16 protein-coding genes are annotated in these 17,849 nt (G+C 55.2%); 5 read left to right on the forward strand and 11 right to left on the reverse strand.

Annotated features, from left to right (window positions below):
- Positions 1 to 35: 35 nt before the first annotated feature.
- The 6 genes from truA to Q3O12_RS04790 all read right to left on the reverse strand — a co-directional run bounded on the left by truA (position 36) and on the right by Q3O12_RS04790 (position 7,606).
- On the reverse strand, positions 36 to 833 hold the full coding sequence (gene truA / locus Q3O12_RS04765; RefSeq protein ID WP_301669578.1) for a tRNA pseudouridine(38-40) synthase TruA: 798 nt from the start codon (positions 831 to 833) through the stop codon (positions 36 to 38).
- A gap of 395 nt (positions 834 to 1,228) precedes the next feature.
- Positions 1,229 to 2,524 carry a tyrosine--tRNA ligase gene (gene tyrS, locus Q3O12_RS04770; protein WP_301669579.1) on the reverse strand — a complete coding sequence of 432 codons (1,296 nt, stop codon included), beginning with the start codon at positions 2,522 to 2,524 and terminating at the stop codon, positions 1,229 to 1,231.
- Between the two features lie 61 nt (positions 2,525 to 2,585).
- Positions 2,586 to 4,463, reverse strand: a complete 1,878-nt coding sequence (locus tag Q3O12_RS04775; protein WP_301669580.1) for an acyltransferase family protein — start codon at positions 4,461 to 4,463, stop codon at positions 2,586 to 2,588.
- Positions 4,460 to 4,687 (reverse strand): hypothetical protein, encoded by a 228-nt coding sequence (locus Q3O12_RS04780; protein ID WP_228372562.1) that lies wholly within the window; start codon positions 4,685 to 4,687, stop codon positions 4,460 to 4,462. The genes Q3O12_RS04775 and Q3O12_RS04780 overlap by 4 nt, the downstream gene beginning before the upstream one ends.
- Before the next feature lie 37 nt (positions 4,688 to 4,724).
- A complete protein-coding gene (gene ychF, locus Q3O12_RS04785) occupies positions 4,725 to 5,816 on the reverse strand; it encodes a redox-regulated ATPase YchF (protein WP_301669581.1) in 1,092 nt (363 codons plus the stop codon).
- A gap of 113 nt (positions 5,817 to 5,929) precedes the next feature.
- Positions 5,930 to 7,606, reverse strand: coding sequence for a formate--tetrahydrofolate ligase (locus Q3O12_RS04790; RefSeq protein ID WP_301669582.1), 1,677 nt, complete (start codon positions 7,604 to 7,606; stop codon positions 5,930 to 5,932).
- A 181-nt stretch (positions 7,607 to 7,787) separates the two neighbouring features.
- On the opposite strand from Q3O12_RS04790, the gene Q3O12_RS04795 reads away from it, so the two are divergent.
- Positions 7,788 to 8,219: an EamA family transporter gene (locus tag Q3O12_RS04795; RefSeq protein ID WP_003680126.1), complete on the forward strand. Its 432-nt coding sequence runs from the start codon at positions 7,788 to 7,790 to the stop codon at positions 8,217 to 8,219.
- Between the two features lie 70 nt (positions 8,220 to 8,289).
- Here Q3O12_RS04795 and Q3O12_RS04800 read toward each other — a convergent pair whose 3' ends face one another.
- Positions 8,290 to 9,672, reverse strand: a complete 1,383-nt coding sequence (locus tag Q3O12_RS04800; RefSeq protein ID WP_301669618.1) for an L-serine ammonia-lyase — start codon at positions 9,670 to 9,672, stop codon at positions 8,290 to 8,292.
- A gap of 98 nt (positions 9,673 to 9,770) precedes the next feature.
- Positions 9,771 to 12,161 (reverse strand): DNA topoisomerase (ATP-hydrolyzing) subunit B, encoded by a 2,391-nt coding sequence (gene gyrB, locus Q3O12_RS04805; protein ID WP_301669583.1) that lies wholly within the window; start codon positions 12,159 to 12,161, stop codon positions 9,771 to 9,773.
- A 264-nt stretch (positions 12,162 to 12,425) separates the two neighbouring features.
- Here gyrB and Q3O12_RS04810 point away from each other — a divergent pair, with 264 nt between their 5' ends.
- From Q3O12_RS04810 to Q3O12_RS04820, 3 genes are all read left to right on the forward strand, one after another.
- On the forward strand, positions 12,426 to 13,298 hold the full coding sequence (locus Q3O12_RS04810) for a mechanosensitive ion channel family protein (RefSeq protein ID WP_301669584.1): 873 nt from the start codon (positions 12,426 to 12,428) through the stop codon (positions 13,296 to 13,298).
- Between the two features lie 87 nt (positions 13,299 to 13,385).
- Complete coding sequence (locus tag Q3O12_RS04815) at positions 13,386 to 15,422, forward strand: M3 family metallopeptidase (RefSeq protein WP_301669585.1); 2,037 nt, start codon at positions 13,386 to 13,388, stop codon at positions 15,420 to 15,422.
- Between the two features lie 16 nt (positions 15,423 to 15,438).
- A complete protein-coding gene (locus Q3O12_RS04820) occupies positions 15,439 to 15,699 on the forward strand; it encodes a hypothetical protein (RefSeq protein WP_301669586.1) in 261 nt (86 codons plus the stop codon).
- 143 nt (positions 15,700 to 15,842) lie between these two features.
- Here the strand turns inward: Q3O12_RS04820 and Q3O12_RS04825 are convergent, their stop codons facing one another.
- Positions 15,843 to 16,115 carry a hypothetical protein gene (locus Q3O12_RS04825; RefSeq protein ID WP_301669587.1) on the reverse strand — a complete coding sequence of 91 codons (273 nt, stop codon included), beginning with the start codon at positions 16,113 to 16,115 and terminating at the stop codon, positions 15,843 to 15,845.
- 14 nt (positions 16,116 to 16,129) lie between these two features.
- On the reverse strand, positions 16,130 to 16,696 hold the full coding sequence (locus tag Q3O12_RS04830; protein ID WP_301669588.1) for a manganese efflux pump MntP: 567 nt from the start codon (positions 16,694 to 16,696) through the stop codon (positions 16,130 to 16,132).
- A 318-nt stretch (positions 16,697 to 17,014) separates the two neighbouring features.
- On the opposite strand from Q3O12_RS04830, the gene Q3O12_RS04835 reads away from it, so the two are divergent.
- The gene (locus Q3O12_RS04835) at positions 17,015 to 17,368 is read left to right on the forward strand and encodes a hypothetical protein (RefSeq protein WP_301669589.1); all 354 of its coding nucleotides are present in this window, start codon (positions 17,015 to 17,017) and stop codon (positions 17,366 to 17,368) included.
- Here Q3O12_RS04835 and Q3O12_RS04840 read toward each other — a convergent pair.
- A complete protein-coding gene (locus tag Q3O12_RS04840) occupies positions 17,344 to 17,844 on the reverse strand; it encodes an REP-associated tyrosine transposase (protein ID WP_002220237.1) in 501 nt (166 codons plus the stop codon). The two genes, Q3O12_RS04835 and Q3O12_RS04840, sit on opposite strands and share 25 nt — an antisense overlap.
- Positions 17,845 to 17,849 lie beyond the last annotated feature (5 nt).

Raw genomic sequence — 17,849 nt, forward strand, 5'->3', positions numbered from 1 at the left:
TTGTCCGATTTCAAAATCTCCGTGACAAGAATGTTTTAAAGCCATTCGGGGATTTGGGGGCGGATGATGCCGTATGCCTCGGGATAATCGACGCCGGTCAGGTAGAGTCCGTCGGGCATGAAGGTCGGTGGGGCTTTGAGGCGGCTGCGTTCTTGAATCAGTGCGGCGAAGCCTTCGACGCTGAGTCTGCCGCTGCCGACATAAACGAGCGCGCCCATGATGTTGCGTACCATATGGTGCAAAAAGGCGTTGCCGTGCAAATCGAGGCGGACGAGTCCTGCGCTTTGGGTAAGGTCGGCGCGGTAGATGGTTTTGACGGGGGATTTTGCCTGACACTCGGCGGCGCGGAAACTGGAAAAGTCTTGTTCGCCGATCAATAAGGCGGCAGCCCGGCGCATCGGTTCGATATCAAGTTTGAGATGCGTCCAACCTACCCTGTGCTTCAACAGCGGCGAACGGACGGGGGAAGATTCAAGCAGATAGCGGTAGTGCCGTCCGTATGCGTCAAATCGTGCATGAAATTCGGGGTTGGTCTGTTGAGCGTGCAAAACGGCTATGCCTTCGGGCAGATGGGCATTTACGCCGCGCACCCATGCCTGTTGGGGACGGACGGCAGTTGTGTCAAAGTGGACGACTTGGGCGGTGGCGTGCACGCCGGTGTCGGTTCTGCCGGCAACGGTGGTGGCAACAGATTCTCCTGCGATTTGGGCGAGCGCGGTTTCCAATGCCGTCTGAACGGTCGGTACGCCGTCAGCCTGTTTCTGCCAGCCGTAAAAACGGCTGCCGTCGTAGGATAGTGTCAGTGCCCAGCGTTGTTTTTGTACGGTATCCATCGGGTTGGGGATTCGGATAAATGTTCAGACGGCATTGTATCGCAGATTTTGCAGGGAAACGGCAAATGCCCGGGGCGCGCGGCGTTGTTTGGGGAGATGTTCGGGTGGGAGGGATACAGGGTGTTGCGTAGCAACTGTATTTTTCACCCCGTCGGGCAAAAATACAGTTGCTACGGTTTACCGAATCATCAGAAATACCCGCATCGTCATTCCCGCGCAGGCGGGAATCTAGACCTGTCGGCGCAGAAACTTATCGGGTGCAACGGTTTCTTGAGATTTTACGTCCTAGATTCCCGCCTGCGCGGGAATGACGGCATATCGGCAGGCGCAGGGTGTTTTGCATTTGATAAAAATGCCGTCTGAAGGCTTCAGACGGCATTTCTGCGGCAACCGGATTATCTCCAGACCAAGAGCGCGTGGTTGCGTTTGCCGCGCCGAAGGATGGTGTATTTGCCGAAACGTTTGTGTTCTTCGGTCAGCAGGCAGGCATCGTCGGGGCGTTCGGCGGCGTGGTCGGGGTTGTTGGCTTCGGCCGGTTTGCCGTTGAGCAGAACCGCTTTGGCGTTGACAAAGCCGCGCGCTTCTTTGTTGGACGCTGCCAAACCGGTTTTGACCAAGGCTTCGACGGCATTGATGCCGTCTGAAACTTCAAAAGTCGGCAGGCCGTCGAGGGCGAGCTGCTCGAAGTCGCTTTCGGTGAGATGGCTTTGGTCTTCTGCAAACAGGCTTTCGGAAATGCGCTGCGCGGCTTGCAGGGCGGCTTCGCCGTGAATCAGGCGGGTCATTTCTTCGGCAAGGATGCGTTGCGCTTCGGGCTTGCTGCCGCTTGCCTTGTCTTTCGCTTCGATAGCATCGATTTCTTCAACCGACAGGAAGGTAAAGTATTTCAGGAATTTATACACATCGGCATCGGCGACTTTCAGCCAGAATTGGTAGAACTGGTACGGCGAGGTTTTTTTCGCGTTCAGCCATACCGCGCCGCCTTCGGTTTTGCCGAATTTGGTGCCGTCTGATTTGGTAACCAAAGGCAGGGTCAGACCGAACACTTGTTTTTGGTGCAGACGGCGGGTCAAGTCGATACCGGCAGTGATGTTGCCCCATTGGTCGGAGCCGCCGATTTCCAAAACCGCGCCGTGGCGTTTGTTCAGTTCGGCAAAGTCGTAGCCTTGCAGCAGGGAATAAGCGAACTCGGTGAAGGAAATGCCTGCGCCGTCGCGGTCGATGCGCTGTTTGACGGATTCTTTGTTCAGCATGGCGTTGACGGAGAAATGTTTGCCGATGTCGCGCAGGAAGTCGAGACAGTTCATGCTGCCGAACCAGTCGGCGTTGTTCGCCATAATGGCGGCGTTTTCGCCTTCAAAGCTCAAAAACGGTTTCAGTTGGTTGCGGATGCTTTCTACCCAACCGGCAACGGTTTCGGCGGAATTGAGGCTGCGTTCGGCGGCTTTGAAGCTGGGGTCGCCGATCATGCCGGTCGCGCCGCCCACCAGTGCAATCGGCGTATGCCCCGCCTGTTGGAAGCGGCGCAATGCCAATACGGGCAGCAGGTGTCCGATGTGCAGGCTGTCGGCGGTCGGGTCGAAGCCGCAATAAAGGGAAATTTTTTGTTCGTTCAGCAAAGCGTCTAAGGCTTCGATGTCGGTCGTTTGCGCGATAAGGCCGCGCGATTGCAGGTCTTGGATGACGCTCATCGGTCTCTTTCAAAAAAATTAGCGGTTTTGCAAACTGCCGATTGTAACAAATTTAAGCGAATCAATGGTTATGGCGCGTATCGAGAAACCGTTGTTTTTCGGAAAAACGCTTCGCCAGTTCCGTACCGCCGTAAGGGTTGATGTGGTCTGTGTCCGAGTAAACCGGCAATCCGCCGATTTGAAAATCTGCGGGGATATAGGCGGCGGCATCAATGATATAGACGTTGGGGTATTTGGCCGCCAATGCTTTGATGCGGGCATTGGCTTTCAGGGTGCTTTCGTCGTCCGGGTGCAGGGTCTGGCGGTAGCCCGGTATGCGTGAAGACAAGATATAGGCGCGCTGGACGTTGTAAGACGAGGCCAAGTTGTCCGCCATCAGGTAAACGGCTTGTTTTTCGGACGAGAGTTTGTGCAGCATACGGTCGAATTTTGTGAAGAAACCGGCATCGTAGGCAAGGGAGCGGCTGTTTTCGGGCATTTGGCTGCCCCAGCGCATCGCCAAAACCACTTTTGAATACCGGGGCAGGTGTTCTTCGGCATAGCGGTAAACGGCGCGGCAGGCCGCCCAGTTTTGAAACACCCGGGACGCGTAGCCTTCCACATAGGCGCAAGCGTCGGCGGAAACCATCGTGGCGGACCATTTTTCTTTTTTGCCCACGGCATCGAAGAATGTTTTGTAATGGTCGGCGTGGGAGTCGCCCAAAACCAGCAGTTCCGGCTGTTTTTCCGTATCCCCCCACAGGCATTGTCTGACGGTATTGTTGTGGCAGGAGGTGTTGGAACGCGTCAGCCCCAAGCGGTCGTATTGCGCCATAAACGGCAGCCTCATCGCGAAAAACGAGCCCGCGCCCAAAATGAGCACAGGCAGGGCATAAATCCATAAAACGGATTGCGCGAACGAACCCTGCCATTTTTTAAACGGTTTTTCTATGCAGTGATAAGAAATCAGGGAAAGCAGCAATATCAGGACAAACGCCGCCGCCGGCGAATAAGGCGGCAGGTTGTCCGGGCCGATATAGCGCATAAAGGCCAATATAGGCCAATGCCACAGATAAAGCGAGTAGGAAATCAAACCGGCGGCAACGGTGATTTTCGATTGGAACAATTTTTTCAGCGGGTGTTCGTAATGGTTGAAATAAATCAACGCCGCCGCAGCCAGGCAGGGAATCAGGGCGGCGGGTCCCGGGAAATAGGCGGTTTGTTCCGAATAGGAAAACAGGCAGCTTGCCAATATGCACACGGCAAACAATACGCCGGCGGCGGCACAGCGTCTGCCGACGGCAAGCTGCCGCTGTTGCAGGTACTGCATCCATACGGCGGTCAGCGATCCTATCAGTAATTCGCAGGCGCGCAGGTGGGGCAGGTAATATTTATCGAGAGCGGAAGGTATAAAGGAAGCGGCAAGGCTCAAGGCGCACAGTGCGGCGAGGAAGGAGAACCGGACGCGCGGGCTTTTGCGGACGACAAGCAGCAGCAATATCGGAAAGACAAAGTAAAATTGTTCTTCGACCGACAAAGACCAGATGTGCAGCAAGGGCTTTTCTTCCTGCGCGGGGGCGAAATAGTCTTTCCCCCTTGCAAAATACAGGTTGGATGCGAAACCCAAGGCGGTCAGCGCGGATTTCCATAAAAGAAAGAAATCATCTTTGGTGAATAAAAAGAAGCCGCCTATCAGCGTTGCCGCCAATACGGCGAAAAATGCGGGCAAAATCCGTTTGATGCGGCGGATATAAAATGCCTTCAGGGAAAACCTCCCCCCCCCCGACATTTCGCGGTGAAGAATCATCGTCATCAAAAAGCCTGAAATCACGAAAAATATATCGACACCGAGAAACCCGCCCGGCAGCCAATTTTTTTCGATATGGAACACGATGACGGACAAGACGGCGGCGGCGCGCAATGTGTCGATATCCGGGCGGTAGGGTAAGGCTTGGCTCATAATGTTTTTGCTTTCATCGCGGCGGCGCAAATGCCGTCTGAAAGGTCATTTTGTACGGGATATTCGGAATGCCGGACGGCTTTTTGCAACAGCGGGGCAGGCGGTTTGTTTTGCAGGAATCGGGGAGGGCAAATCGGAAATGCGGGCGGGATTTTATTTTGATGCGGCTGCATTCCGGCGGTATGGAAACGCCGAAAACCACCAAAACCGGCTTCAGACGGCATTTCCGGCAAAGCCGTCTGAAAACCTGCAGCATTTGGGTTACACATTAAACAAGAAGTGCATCACGTCGCCGTCCTGCACGACGTATTCTTTGCCTTCCACGCGCATTTTGCCGGCTTCTTTGGCTTTGGCTTCGCCGCCGAGCGAGACAAAGTCGTCGTAAGAAATGACTTGGGCGCGGATGAAGCCGCGTTCGAAGTCGGTGTGAATCACGCCGGCGGCTTGTGGGGCTGTGTCGCCTTTGTGGATGGTCCAGGCGCGGACTTCTTTCACGCCGGCGGTGAAGTAGGTTTGCAGACCCAAAAGGTCGTAGCCCGCGCGGATCAGGCGGTTCAAGCCGGGTTCCTCCAAGCCCATTTCGGCGAGGAACTCGGCTTTTTCGTCGTCTTCCAATTCGGTGATTTCGCTCTCCATCGCGGCGCACACGGCGACGACGGGGGCGTTTTCTTTTGCCGCCAATTCTTTCAGGCGGTCGAGGTGCGGATTGTTTTCAAAACCGTCTTCGGCGACGTTGCCCACATACATCGCCGGTTTGGCGGTCAGCAGGAACAGTGGTTTGAGCATCGCGCGTTCTTCCGCGTCCAACCCAAAGGAACGCACGGGTTTGCCTTCGTCCAGATGGGGCAGCAGTTTTTTGCACAAATCGACCAGCTTTTGCGCGTCTTTGTCGCCGGAACGGGCGCGTTTTTCTTCGCGGACGATGGCTTTTTCCACACTTGCCAAGTCGGCAAGGGCCAACTCCGTACCGATGGTTTCGATGTCGGCAATCGGATCGACTTTGCCGGAAACGTGGACGATGTTGTCGTCGTCAAAGCAGCGCACGACGTTGACGATGGCATCGGTTTCGCGGATGTTGGCGAGGAACTGGTTGCCCAGACCTTCGCCTTTGCTCGCACCCGCAACCAAGCCGGCAATATCGACAAACTCGACGATGGCGGGCTGCATTTTTTGCGGATTGACGATTTTCGCCAGCTCCGCCATACGCGGGTCGGGTACTTCAACGATACCGACGTTGGGTTCGATGGTACAGAAAGGATAGTTCGCCGCTTCGATACCTGATTGGGTCAGCGCATTAAAGAGGGTGGATTTACCGACGTTGGGCAAACCGACGATGCCGCATTTCAAGCTCATGTTTTTTCCTGAAAATAGAGAAATTTAACGGCGGATTATAGCATACCGCCGCCTTCCTTCCGAAAAAATGCCGTCTGAAACGGCTTCAGACGGCATCCGGTTTCAAAAACCGCTCAGAACAAGCCGTGAATCACGCCTTCTGCGTCCACATCGATTTTCTCGGCGGCCGGAACTTTCGGCAGGCCCGGCATCTTCATCATATTGCCGCACAGTGCGACGATAAAGCCCGCACCGGAAGAAACGGTAATGCCGCGCACGGTAATGCGGAAGCCTTCAGGGCAGCCCAAAAGTTTGGCGTTGTCGCTCAAAGAATATTGGGTTTTCGCCATACAGATCGGCATTTTGTCCAAGCCCAGTTTTTCCAGCGAAGCGATTTCGGCGGATGCTTCCGCGCTGAAATCGACGTCTTCCGCGCCGTACACTTTTTGGGCAATCGCACGGATTTTGTCTTTAATGCCCAACTCGACATCGTAGGCGAAGCCGAAGTTATTCGGTTGATTTTCGATGGCGTTGACGACTTTGCGCGCCAAATCCGCACCGCCCGCGCCGCCTTTGCCCCACACTTCGGTCAGGGAAACTTCAACGCCGTGTTCGGCACAGGCTTTTTCAATCATCGCCAACTCGGAATCGGAGTCGGACACGAAGCGGTTGAGCGCAACGACGACGGGCAGTCCGAATACGTTTTTCAGGTTGGAAATGTGTTTCAGCAGATTAGGCAGACCTTTTGCCAAAGCGTCGAGGTTTTCTTCGCCGAGGTTGGCACGCTCCACGCCGCCGTTGTATTTCAGGGCGCGGACAGTCGCCACGACGACCGCCGCATCAGGTTTCAAATCCGCCAGACGGCATTTGATGTCGCAGAATTTTTCCGCACCCAAATCCGCGCCGAAGCCTGCTTCGGTTACGGCGTAATCGGCAAGGTGTTTCGCCAGACGGGTTGCGGTTACGGAGTTGCAGCCGTGGGCGATGTTGGCGAACGGGCCGCCGTGTACAAAGGCCGGAGTACCTTCGATGGTTTGTACCAAGTTAGGCTTAATCGCATCTTTGAGCAATGCCGCCATCGCGCCATTTGCTTTCAAATCTTTGGCGTAAACGGGGCTGCCGTCTTTGGCATAAGCGACAAGGATATTGCCCAAACGCTCTTTCAAATCGCTGATGTCTTTGGCAAGACAGAATACCGCCATCACTTCGGAGGCAACGGTAATATCAAAACCGTCAGGACGCATCACGCCGTCAACGGGTTTACCCATGCCGTCGATGATGTTGCGCAACTGACGGTCGTTCATATCGACCACGCGACGCCACAGCACGCGTTTCGGATCGATGTTCAACTCATTGCCTTGGTAGATGTGGTTGTCGAGCATGGCGGCGAGCAAGTTATTCGCCGCGCCGATGGCGTGAAAGTCGCCGGTAAAGTGCAGGTTGATGTCTTCCATCGGCAAAACTTGGGCATAGCCGCCCCCTGCCGCGCCGCCTTTGACGCCGAACACCGGACCCAAAGAAGGCTCGCGCAAAGCAATCACAGAATCTTTGCCGATATGGCACAAAGCATCCGCCAAACCGATGGTTACGGTGGTTTTACCCTCACCCGCAGGAGTCGGATTAATGGCAGTAACCAAAATCAGACGGCCTTGTTTTTGCGGCAGTTTAAACGCTTCGGCAGGATTGATTTTGGCTTTGTAATGACCATAGGGCTCGATGTTGTCAACGTTCAAACCCAGCTTGGCGGCAATTTCACCAATCGGGCGCATGGTGGAGGATTGGGCGATTTCGGCATCGGTTTTGAAGCTCATGATTTTCCTTTAGAAATGAGGAGGGACATGCCGTCTGAAAGCATCAGGCGACAAACAGGTGGATTGAAAATAATATCAGGCATATTATAACGTTTTCCAAAGACAAACCGCAGTGAAAATTTCGATATTTCATCAACAAGCGGATTCATATTGTCAACAATTCAAAACAAAAGGAAAAAACATGAGCAGCAACGCATGGCTGTTTTGGGCATTGGCATCGGCAGGCTTCGCCTCATTGACCGCTATTTTCGCCAAAATGGGTTTACAGGGCATAGATTCAGATTTCGCCACCTTCATCCGCACCTTGGTCATTCTCGCCGCTTTGGTATTGTTTTTAACCTACACCGGCAAATGGCAGGGCGTGAACGGCTTTACCGGCCGCAACTGGACATTCCTCATCCTATCCGGCCTTGCTACTGGCGCATCCTGGCTCGCCTACTTCAAAGCCCTGCAACTGGGCAACGCCTCGCAAGTCGCCCCCGTCGACAAATTCAGCCTGGTCTTGGTCGCCCTGATGGCCGTCGTTTTCTTAGACGAACGCCCAAGCACGCAGGAGTGGATAGGCTTAGGTTTGGTAACCGCAGGTGTGTTGACTCTGGCTCTGAAACGGTAAACCCACAAGAAATAAATGAAATGCCGTCTGAAAAACTGTTTTCAGACGGCATTTCCGTTTCCGTCCATCCTCAGCACTCAACCACGCGCACGGATACGGGGATGGCTTTTTTCTGGAGTGTGGCGGCGAGTCCGGCGAGGGAGGTTTCTTTGTAGGTCGCCTTCATATCCCGGCCGGTCTGCAACATGGTTTGGATGACTTCGTCGAGCGAGACTTTCTTGTCCGTGCCGTCTTCCAATAATGCAAGGGTGGCAAGCTTAAGAGCTTTTTCGGCGGCTATGCCGTTGCGTTCGATGCAGGGGATTTGCACCAGTCCGCCGACGGGGTCGCAAGTTAACCCCAAATGGTGTTCCATCGCCATTTCGGCGGCGTTTTCCACTTGTTTGGGCGTACCGCCGATAACTTCGGCGTATGCGCCCGCCGCCATCGAACACGCTACGCCGACTTCGCCTTGGCAGCCGACATCCGCGCCGGAAATGGAGGCGTTAGTTTTGTAGAGGATGCCGATTGCGCCTGCGGTGAGCAGGAAGTTTTCGACGCGTTCCTGTGTGGCGTGGGGGTTGAACTTGCGGAAATAGTGCAATACGGCGGGAATGATGCCTGCCGCGCCGTTGGTCGGTGCGGTAACGACGCGTCCGCCGGCGGCGTTTTCTTCGTTGACCGCCATGGCGTACACCATCGGCCAGAGCTGGGTGTTGACGATTTCGGTTTCGCGCAGGACTTTAAGCTTGGCGGCAAGCTGCGGGGCGCGGCGGCGGACGTTCAAGCCGCCGGGCAGTTCGCCGTCTGCCGCCAGCCCGCGTTTGATGCAGCCTTCCATCACGTCGGCAACGGCAGCAACACGGCGGCGGATTTCGGCTTCGCTGCATCCGGCAAGCGCAGCCTCGTTTGCCAAAACGGCTTCGGAAATATCCAGCCGGTTCAGACGGCATTCGGCAAGCAGTTCGGCGCAACTGTTGTAAGGATAGGGAACGGCTTTTTCCGTTTCCGCCTGCCGCTCGAAGTCTTCTTCGGTAACGACAAACCCGCCGCCGACCGAATAATAAACCTGCTCCTTCAAGACTGCCCCGTCTGAAGCATAGGCGGTAAAATGCAGGCCGTTGGGGTGTTTGGGCAGCACTTGATTGCCGAGTATGTTCAGGTCGCGGTCGGGGATGAAGCAGATTTCTTGCCCGTTGAGCCGGAGGATGTGCTGCGTGCGGATGCGTCCGAGGCGTTCGGGAATGCCGGCAAGCGGGATGTCGTGCGGCAGGCTGCCTTCCAAACCGAGCATCAGCGCGTCGAACGTTCCGTGTCCGTATCCGGTCAGTGCAAGCGAGCCGTAAATGTCGATGGCGATGCGGGCGGTTTGCGCGCCCAAGCCTGCGGCAAAGGCGGCGGCCTTCATCGGGCCGACCGTATGCGAACTGGAAGGCCCGATACCGATTTTGAAAATGTCGAAAATGCTGATCATGGTTTTGCTCCGAAAGGCGGTTTCAGACAGCATGGCTTCCGTTTGACAAACCAAAAGGAGACGCGGCAAGCTGCCCGTCTCCTTTTTTAAAATGGCACTTATGCGTCGATATTTTGGGCAATCAGCGCGTTGTTTTCGATAAAGGCGCGGCGCGGTTCGACCTCGTCGCCCATCAGCGTAACGAACACTTCGTCGGCGGCGATGGCATCTTCGATGCGCACTTTCAACAGGCGGCGCACGGCGGGATCCATCGTGGTTTCCCAAAGCTGCTCGGGGTTCATCTCGCCCAAGCCTTTGTATCGTTGGATGGACATACCTTTTTGGGCAACGCTCATCAAGATGTCCAAAGCGGTTTCAAAGCTGTCCACGTCGTACTCGTTCTCGCCTTTGTAGAGCTTGGCACCCTCGCCGACCAGGCCTTTCAGCGCGGCGGCGGTTTGGGTAAGGGTTTGGTAGGCTTTGCTGTTGAGGAACTTGGGTTCGATGTAGCTGACCATGACGTTGCCGTGCAGCTTGCGGGTGATTTTAATGAAACGGTTGCCTTCGTGTCCTTCGATGCGTTCGAGGGCGACTTCTTTTTCGTCGAGCAAGCCGGAAAGTTCGGCAACGGCTTTATCGGCGTTTTCAGACGACGTCAAATCAATGGGCGACGCGTGCAGCATGGCGCGCAGGACGAGTTCGTCCACGAAGCGGCTTTCCTGTTCGATAACGGTTTTCGCCAACAGGAATTGTTTGGCGGTGTCGGCAAGTTCTGCGCCTTCGATGGTGCGGCCGTCTGAAACGATTTTGGCTTTTTCCAAGGCAAGGCCGAGCAGCCATTGGTCTTTTTCCAGTTCGTCTTTGAGGTAACGCTCCTGCTTGCCGTATTTGGCTTTGTAGAGCGGCGGCTGGGCGATGTAGATGTAGCCGCGCTCGACCAGCTCGGGCATTTGGCGGTAGAAGAAGGTCAGGAGCAGGGTGCGGATGTGCGCGCCGTCCACGTCGGCATCGGTCATGATGATGATGCGGTGGTAACGCAGTTTTTCGGGGTTGAACTCTTCTTTGCCGATGCCTGCGCCCAGCGCGGTAATCAGGGTGGCGACCTCTTGGCTGGCGAGCATTTTTTCAAAACGGGCTTTTTCGACGTTCAGGATTTTGCCTTTGAGCGGCAAAATGGCTTGGAATTTGCGGTCGCGGCCTTGTTTGGCAGAACCGCCTGCGGAATCGCCCTCGACCAGATAAAGTTCTGACAAGGCAGGGTCTTTTTCTTGGCAGTCGGCGAGTTTGCCGGGCAACCCCAAGCCGTCCATCACGCCTTTGCGGCGGGTGATTTCGCGGGCTTTGCGGGCGGCTTCGCGCGCGCGCGCGGCATCGACGATTTTGCCGGTGATGATTTTGGCTTCGTTCGGATTTTCTTCGAGGAAGTCGGTCAAGGCTTGGTTGATGACTTCGTTGACGACGGGGCCGATTTCGCCGGAAACCAGTTTGTCTTTGGTTTGAGACGAGAATTTGGGGTCGGGCAGTTTGACGGACAACACGCAGGTCAAACCTTCGCGCATATCGTCGCCGGCGGTTTCCACTTTGGCTTTTTTGGCGACTTCGTTGGCTTCGATGTAGCTGTTGATGGTGCGCGTCATCACTTGGCGCAGCGCGGTCAGGTGCGTACCGCCGTCGCGTTGCGGGATGTTGTTGGTGAAGCACTGCACGCTTTCCTGATAGCTGTCGTTCCACTGCATCGCGCATTCGACGCTCATGCCGTCTTTCTCGCCGAACGCGTAGAAGATTTTTTCGTGCAACGGCGTTTTTTTGCGGTTCATGTATTGCACGAAACCTGCCACGCCGCCGGAAAGGGCGAAGCTTTCGTGCTTGCCGTCGCGCTCGTCGGTCAATTCGATGTCCACGCCGTTGTTCAGGAAGGAAAGTTCGCGGATGCGTTTGGCAAGGATGTCGAAGCTGTATTCGACGTTGCCGAAGGTTTCGCTGCTGGCGAGGAAGCGTACGGTTGTACCTTTTTTGTCGGAATCGCCGACAACCTTCAACGGCTCTTCGGTTTCGCCGCGCACGAAGCGGACGAAGTGTTCTTTGCCGTCGCGGTAGATGGTCAGCGTTACCCAGTCGGACAGCGCGTTGACGACGGATACGCCCACGCCGTGCAGGCCGCCGGAGATTTTGTAGCTGTTGTTGTCGAACTTGCCACCCGCGTGCAACACGGTCATGATGACTTCGGCGGCGGAACGCCCTTCTTTCGGGTGGATGCCGGTGGGCATACCGCGCCCGTTGTCGGCGACGCTGACGGAATGGTCGGCGTGTATCGTTACCGTGATTTTGTCGCAATGTCCGGCGAGTGCTTCGTCGATGGCGTTATCCAATACTTCAAACACCATATGGTGCAGGCCGCTGCCGTCCTGCGTGTCGCCGATGTACATGCCGGGGCGTTTGCGTACCGCTTCCAAGCCTTCGAGCACCTGGATGCTGTCGGCGCCGTATTCTTCGTGTTTTTGTTCAGTCATATTTTTTGCCGGATTTTGAAAAGATTTTGCGATGCCGCCAAAACAGTCCGCGCCTTGTGGAAAAAGCGGGCGGGACGGCGTATATAATTGTGTATTATAGCCGATTTTGCCGCCTGATTCAGCGTTATCCGCATCCGGATGCCGTCTGAAAGGGCGGGCGGCGCATTGGCGGCCGGTATGGGCGCGTGATTTGCCGGCGAAGTGGCAAAAGCGTTTTTTTGCCACTAAAATCTACGCCCTAAACTTTTCGGACAGGGTGCAGAAATGGAAATATGGAATCTTCTGAACACTTGGCTCGATGCCGTCCCGATACGTGCGGAGGCGGCCGAATCCGTGGCGGCGGTTGCGGCTTTGCTGCTGGCGCGCGCCCTTCTGTTGAATATCCACTTCAGACGGCATCCGGATTTCGGCATCGAAAGCAAGCGGCGGTTTCTGGTGGCCAGCCGCAATATAACGCTGCTTTTGGTGCTGTTTTCGCTGGCATTTATCTGGTCGGCGCAAATTCAAACGCTGGCTTTGTCGATGTTTGCGGTGGCGGCGGCGGTCGTCGTGGCGACAAAAGAACTGATTATGTGCCTGTCGGGCAGTATTTTAAGGTCTGCCACCCAGCAATACTCGGTCGGCGACTATATCGAAATCAACGGCCTGCGCGGGCGTGTGGTCGATATCAACCTTTTGAACACGCTGATGATGCAGGTCGGCCCGAACCCCTTGGTCGGACAGCTTGCGGGAACCACCGTTTCTTTCCCCAACAGCCTGTTGTTGAGCCACCCCGTGCGCCGCGACAATATTTTGGGCGACTACGTCATCCATACGGTCGAAATCCCCGTTCCCATCCATTTGGATTCGGATGAAGCCGTATGCCGTCTGAAAGCCGTACTCGAGCCCTTGTGCGCGCCCTACATCCCCGCCATTCAGCGGCATTTGGAAAACGTGCAGGCGGAAAAACTGTTTATCACGCCCGCCGCCAAACCGCGCGTTACCCGCGTGCCGCACGATGACAAGGCATACCGCATCATCGTCCGCTTCGCCTCCCCCGTTTCAAAGCGGCTGGAAATCCAACAGGCGGTTATGGACGAATTTTTGCGCGTACAATACCGCCTGTTAAATCATCCCGCCGGCTCCGAAACACTTTAACTTTCCCCATCCGGCACCATTTCCGGCTTCAGACGGCATATTGCCGATATGCCGTCTGAAGCACAACACACAAAGGAAACCCATCTTATGACTGACAACGCACTGCTCCACTTGGGCAAAGAACCTCGTTTCGACCAAATCAAAACCGAAGACATCAAACCCGCCCTGCAAACCGCCATCGCCGAAGCACGCGAACAAATCGCCGCCATCAAAGCGCAAACGCACACCGACTGGGCAAACACCGTCGAACCCCTGACCGGCATCACCGAACGCGTCGGCAGGATTTGGGGCGTTGTGTCGCACCTCAACTCCGTCGCCGACACGCCCGAACTGCGCGCCGCCTACAATGAATTAATGCCCGAAATCACCGCCTTCTTTACCGAAATCGGACAAGATATTGCCTTATACAACCGTTTCAAAACCATCAAAAATTCCCCCGAATTTGCAACGCTTTCCCCCGCACAAAAAACCAAACTCAACCACGACCTGCGCGATTTCGTATTGAGCGGCGCGGAACTGCCGCCCGAACAGCAGGCAGATCTGGCGAAACTGCAAACCGAAGGCGCGCAACTTTCCGCCAAATTCTCGCAAAACGTCCTAGACGCAACCGACGCCTTCGCCCTCTACTTCGACGACGCCGTACCGCTTGCTGGCATTCCCGAAGACCCGCTCGTGATGTTCGCCGCCGCCGCGCAAAGCGAAGGCAAAACAGGCTACAAAATCGGTTTGCAGATTCCGCACTACCTTGCCGTTATCCAATACGCCGACAACCGCGAACTGCGCGAACAAATCTACCGCGCCTATGTTACCCGCGCCAGCGAACTTTCAGACGACGGCAAATTCGACAACACCGCCAACATCGACCGCACGCTCGAAAACGCCCTGAAAACCGCCAAACTGCTCGGCTTCAAAAACTACGCCGAGCTGTCGCTGGCAACCAAAATGGCGGACACACCCGAACAAGTTTTAAACTTCCTGCACGACCTCGCCCGCCGCGCCAAACCCTACGCCGAAAAAGACCTCGCCGAAGTCAAAGCCTTCGCCCGCGAAAGCCTGAACCTCGCCGACCCGCAGCCGTGGGATTTGAGCTACGCCGGCGAAAAACTGCGCGAAGCCAAATACGCGTTCAGCGAAACCGAAGTCAAAAAATACTTCCCCGTCAGCAAAGTATTAAACGGACTGTTCGCCCAAATCAAAAAACTCTACGGCATCGGATTTACCGAAAAAACCGTCCCCGTCTGGCACAAAGACGTGCGCTATTTCGAGTTGGAACAAAACGGCGAAACCATAGGCGGCGTTTATATGGATCTCTACGCCCGCGAAGGCAAACGCGGCGGCGCGTGGATGAACGACTACAAAGGCCGCCGCCGCTTCGCCAACGGCACGCTGCAACTGCCCACCGCCTACCTCGTCTGCAACTTCACCCCGCCCGTCGGCGGCAGGGAAGCGCGTTTGAGCCACGACGAAATCCTCACCCTCTTCCATGAAACCGGACACGGCCTGCACCACCTGCTCACCCAAGTGGACGAACTGGGCGTGTCCGGCATCAACGGCGTAGAATGGGACGCAGTCGAACTGCCCAGCCAGTTTATGGAAAATTTCGTTTGGGAATACAATGTCTTGGCGAAAATGTCCGCCCACGAAGAAACCGGCGTTCCCCTGCCGAAAGAACTCTTCGACAAAATGCTCGCCGCCAAAAACTTCCAACGCGGAATGTTCCTCGTCCGCCAGATGGAGTTCGCCCTTTTCGATATGATGATTTACAGCGAAGACGACGAATGCCGTCTGAAAAACTGGCAACAGGTTTTAGACCAAGTGCGTGAAGAAGTTGCCGTCGTCCGCCCGCCCGAATACAACCGCTTCGCCAACGGCTTCGGCCACATCTTCGCCGGCGGCTATTCCGCAGGCTATTACAGCTACGCGTGGGCGGAAGTATTGAGCGCGGACGCATACGCCGCCTTTGAAGAAAGCGACGACGTTGCCGCCACAGGCAAACGCTTTTGGCAGGAAATCCTCGCCGTCGGCGGATCGCGCAGTGCGGCAGAATCCTTCAAAGCCTTCCGGGGGCGCGAACCGCGCATAGACGCACTGCTGCGCCACAGCGGCTTCGACAACGCGGCTTGATCGATGTGAACAAAAAATGCCGTCTGAAACAATCAAACAGTGTTTCAGACGGCATCAGCATTTGCGCGGTTTCGCCATTTTCACAAAAACAGCAAGCCAAAATCCCGTCATTCCCCAAAAACAAAAAAATCAAAAACAGAAATCCCGTCATTCCCGCGCAGGCGGGAATCCAAAAACTCAAAGTTGCAAGAATTTATTAGAAATGGCTGAAACTCAACGAACCCGGATTCCCACTTTCGTGGGAATGACGGGGGAGGGGTTGCTGTTTTCCCGATAAATGCCCGCAACCTCAAATCCCGTCATTCCCCAAAAACAAAAAAAAATCAAAAACAGAAATCCCGTCATTCCCGCGCAGGCGGGAATCCGGACTGGTCGGTACGGAAACTTATCGGATAAAACGGTTTCTTTAGATTTTACGTTCTAGATTCCCGCTTTCGTGGGAATGACGCGGAAAAGTTGCTGTGATTTCGGATAAATTTCCGCAACGTTTAATTTCCGTTTTACCCGATAAATGCTCGCAATCTCAAATCCCGTCATTCCCCAAAAACAAAAAATCAAAAACAGAAATCCCGTCATTCCCGCGCAGGCGGGAATCCAGGTCTGTCGGTGCGGAAACTTATCGGATAAAACGGTTTCTTTAGATTTTACGTTCTGGATTCCCGCTTTCGCGGGAATGACGGAATATTTTTGCATTTTATTTTCCGACATCATTGAATCAAACCCAAATGCGACAAGAGCGTCCAAGTGCCGATGGCGATCAACACCAAACCTCCGGCAAACTCGGCGCGTTTGCCGAACAATCCGCCCAACGCCCTTCCCGCCGTCAACCCGAACGCCACCATCACCGTCGTCGCCATACCGATGACGGCGGCGGCAAAGGCGATGTTTACCTCCATAAACGCCAAGCCCACCCCGACGATCATAGAGTCGATGCTGGTGCCAAAAGCAGTCAGAACCGTCAACCACCAGCTTTCCCGTTTGTTTTCCCGCGCGTCCTCCGCCTCGTCCGACAACCCTTCGCGCATCATTTTCAGACCCAGCCCGCCCAGCAGGACGAAAGCCGCCCAATGGTCCCATTCGCTGATAAACGGCTTGGCATAAAAACCGCCTACCCAGCCTGCCAGCGGCGTGAGCGCTTCAACCGTGCCGAACACCAAAGCCGTTGCTGCAATTTTGCGCGGAGGCATTCTGACCGCCGCACCCTTTGCCAGCGCGACGGCAAACGCATCCATCGACATCCCCAGCGCAATCAAGAGCAAAGCGTAAAGACCCATAACGCACCCGTCCTTAAAAAGGGCGGATTATAGCAAAACAGCAAAGTGCGAAAAACGCCGCGCGAAAACCCGTATTCCGTCATTCCCACGAAAGTGGGAATCTAGTGGGCGTAGGGTAGATGTGTAGGGTGGATGTGTAGGGTGGATGTGTAGGGTGGATGTGTAGGGTGGGCTTCAGCCCACCAACTCCACCAACTCCGCCAATTCCAAACGGCATCAGTTTGTCGGTATTTGGTGGGAATGGTGGAATAGGGAATTTACGGGATTGGGAACGTTGGTGATACGTAGAGTAGATGTGTAGGGCAGGGCGTAGGGTGGATGTGTAGGGTGGGCTTCAGCCCACCACTCCCACCAATCCCACCCAACCCAAACCAACCATTCCGCCAATCCCCGCCAAAAACCGAAACCGCCGAATCCCGACGGTTCGCCAAAACCCTTGATGTGGTGGAGTTGGTGGAGTTGGTGGGAGTGGTGGGAATGGTTTGGTGGGAATGGTTTGGTGGGAATGGTTGGATTGGCGGAGTTGGTGGAGTTGGTGGGCTGAAGCCCACCCTACAGCCCAACCTACGCACCTACGCCTCACCCTACGTCCCGCCCGACGCATCTGCCCCGCGTCCGTCCTGCGGATTTTGGCGGCGGCGGGAGCTTTACCCTCCCCAATCCAAAGGGTAAATGCCTTTTTCAACGTCTTTGAAGAAGGAAGAATAACGCCATTCCTTCACACTCGCCGCATACCCGTGTTTCACGGGGTTGAAATAAATATAATCCCGGTGGTTGTTTAAATCTTGTTCGTCCCGGATCAGGTGTTCCCAAAACCTGCGCTGCCAAATGCCGGCTTCGCGTTTTTTTGTTTTACTCCCGTTGGGGGCGCGGCACTCTTTGGGGATGAGTTGGGAAAACCGGGTTTTCAAATATGCAATCCGTATCGGGTAATCGTGATCGCCTTCCGGCAGCCGCATAATGAAATGCAGGTGATCCGGCAAAATACAAATTGCCGCCGTTTCAAACGGATAACGTGTTTTCGTTTCACGATAGGCGAGGCGCAGCCTGTCGATATGCCGTATCAGGTAATCCTTCGTCCTGTCTTGTAAAGCCAATGTGAAAAAATAGTGCGCCCCGCGCGTGAAGTCCCTCCGGTAGTTTGACATATTTA

Source organism: Neisseria benedictiae, from assembly GCF_958267435.1.
Classification (GTDB): domain Bacteria; phylum Pseudomonadota; class Gammaproteobacteria; order Burkholderiales; family Neisseriaceae; genus Neisseria; species Neisseria bergeri.

Coding starts and splice junctions, on each gene's coding strand:
- gyrB (WP_301669583.1), bottom strand. CDS start 12,161: ATGACTGAACAAAAACACGAAGAATACGGCGCCGACAGCATCCAGGTG.
- Q3O12_RS04790 (WP_301669582.1), bottom strand. CDS start 7,606: ATGAGCTTCAAAACCGATGCCGAAATCGCCCAATCCTCCACCATGCGC.
- Q3O12_RS04800 (WP_301669618.1), bottom strand. CDS start 9,672: ATGATCAGCATTTTCGACATTTTCAAAATCGGTATCGGGCCTTCCAGT.
- Q3O12_RS04835 (WP_301669589.1), top strand. CDS start 17,015: ATGTGTAGGGTGGGCTTCAGCCCACCACTCCCACCAATCCCACCCAAC.
- Q3O12_RS04810 (WP_301669584.1), top strand. CDS start 12,426: ATGGAAATATGGAATCTTCTGAACACTTGGCTCGATGCCGTCCCGATA.
- Q3O12_RS04815 (WP_301669585.1), top strand. CDS start 13,386: ATGACTGACAACGCACTGCTCCACTTGGGCAAAGAACCTCGTTTCGAC.
- Q3O12_RS04840 (WP_002220237.1), bottom strand. CDS start 17,844: ATGTCAAACTACCGGAGGGACTTCACGCGCGGGGCGCACTATTTTTTC.
- ychF (WP_301669581.1), bottom strand. CDS start 5,816: ATGAGCTTGAAATGCGGCATCGTCGGTTTGCCCAACGTCGGTAAATCC.
- Q3O12_RS04830 (WP_301669588.1), bottom strand. CDS start 16,696: ATGGGTCTTTACGCTTTGCTCTTGATTGCGCTGGGGATGTCGATGGAT.
- Q3O12_RS04775 (WP_301669580.1), bottom strand. CDS start 4,463: ATGAGCCAAGCCTTACCCTACCGCCCGGATATCGACACATTGCGCGCC.
- Q3O12_RS04820 (WP_301669586.1), top strand. CDS start 15,439: ATGCCGTCTGAAACAATCAAACAGTGTTTCAGACGGCATCAGCATTTG.
- Q3O12_RS04780 (WP_228372562.1), bottom strand. CDS start 4,687: ATGCCGTCTGAAGCCGGTTTTGGTGGTTTTCGGCGTTTCCATACCGCC.
- Q3O12_RS04825 (WP_301669587.1), bottom strand. CDS start 16,115: ATGCAAAAATATTCCGTCATTCCCGCGAAAGCGGGAATCCAGAACGTA.
- tyrS (WP_301669579.1), bottom strand. CDS start 2,524: ATGAGCGTCATCCAAGACCTGCAATCGCGCGGCCTTATCGCGCAAACG.
- truA (WP_301669578.1), bottom strand. CDS start 833: ATGGATACCGTACAAAAACAACGCTGGGCACTGACACTATCCTACGAC.
- Q3O12_RS04795 (WP_003680126.1), top strand. CDS start 7,788: ATGAGCAGCAACGCATGGCTGTTTTGGGCATTGGCATCGGCAGGCTTC.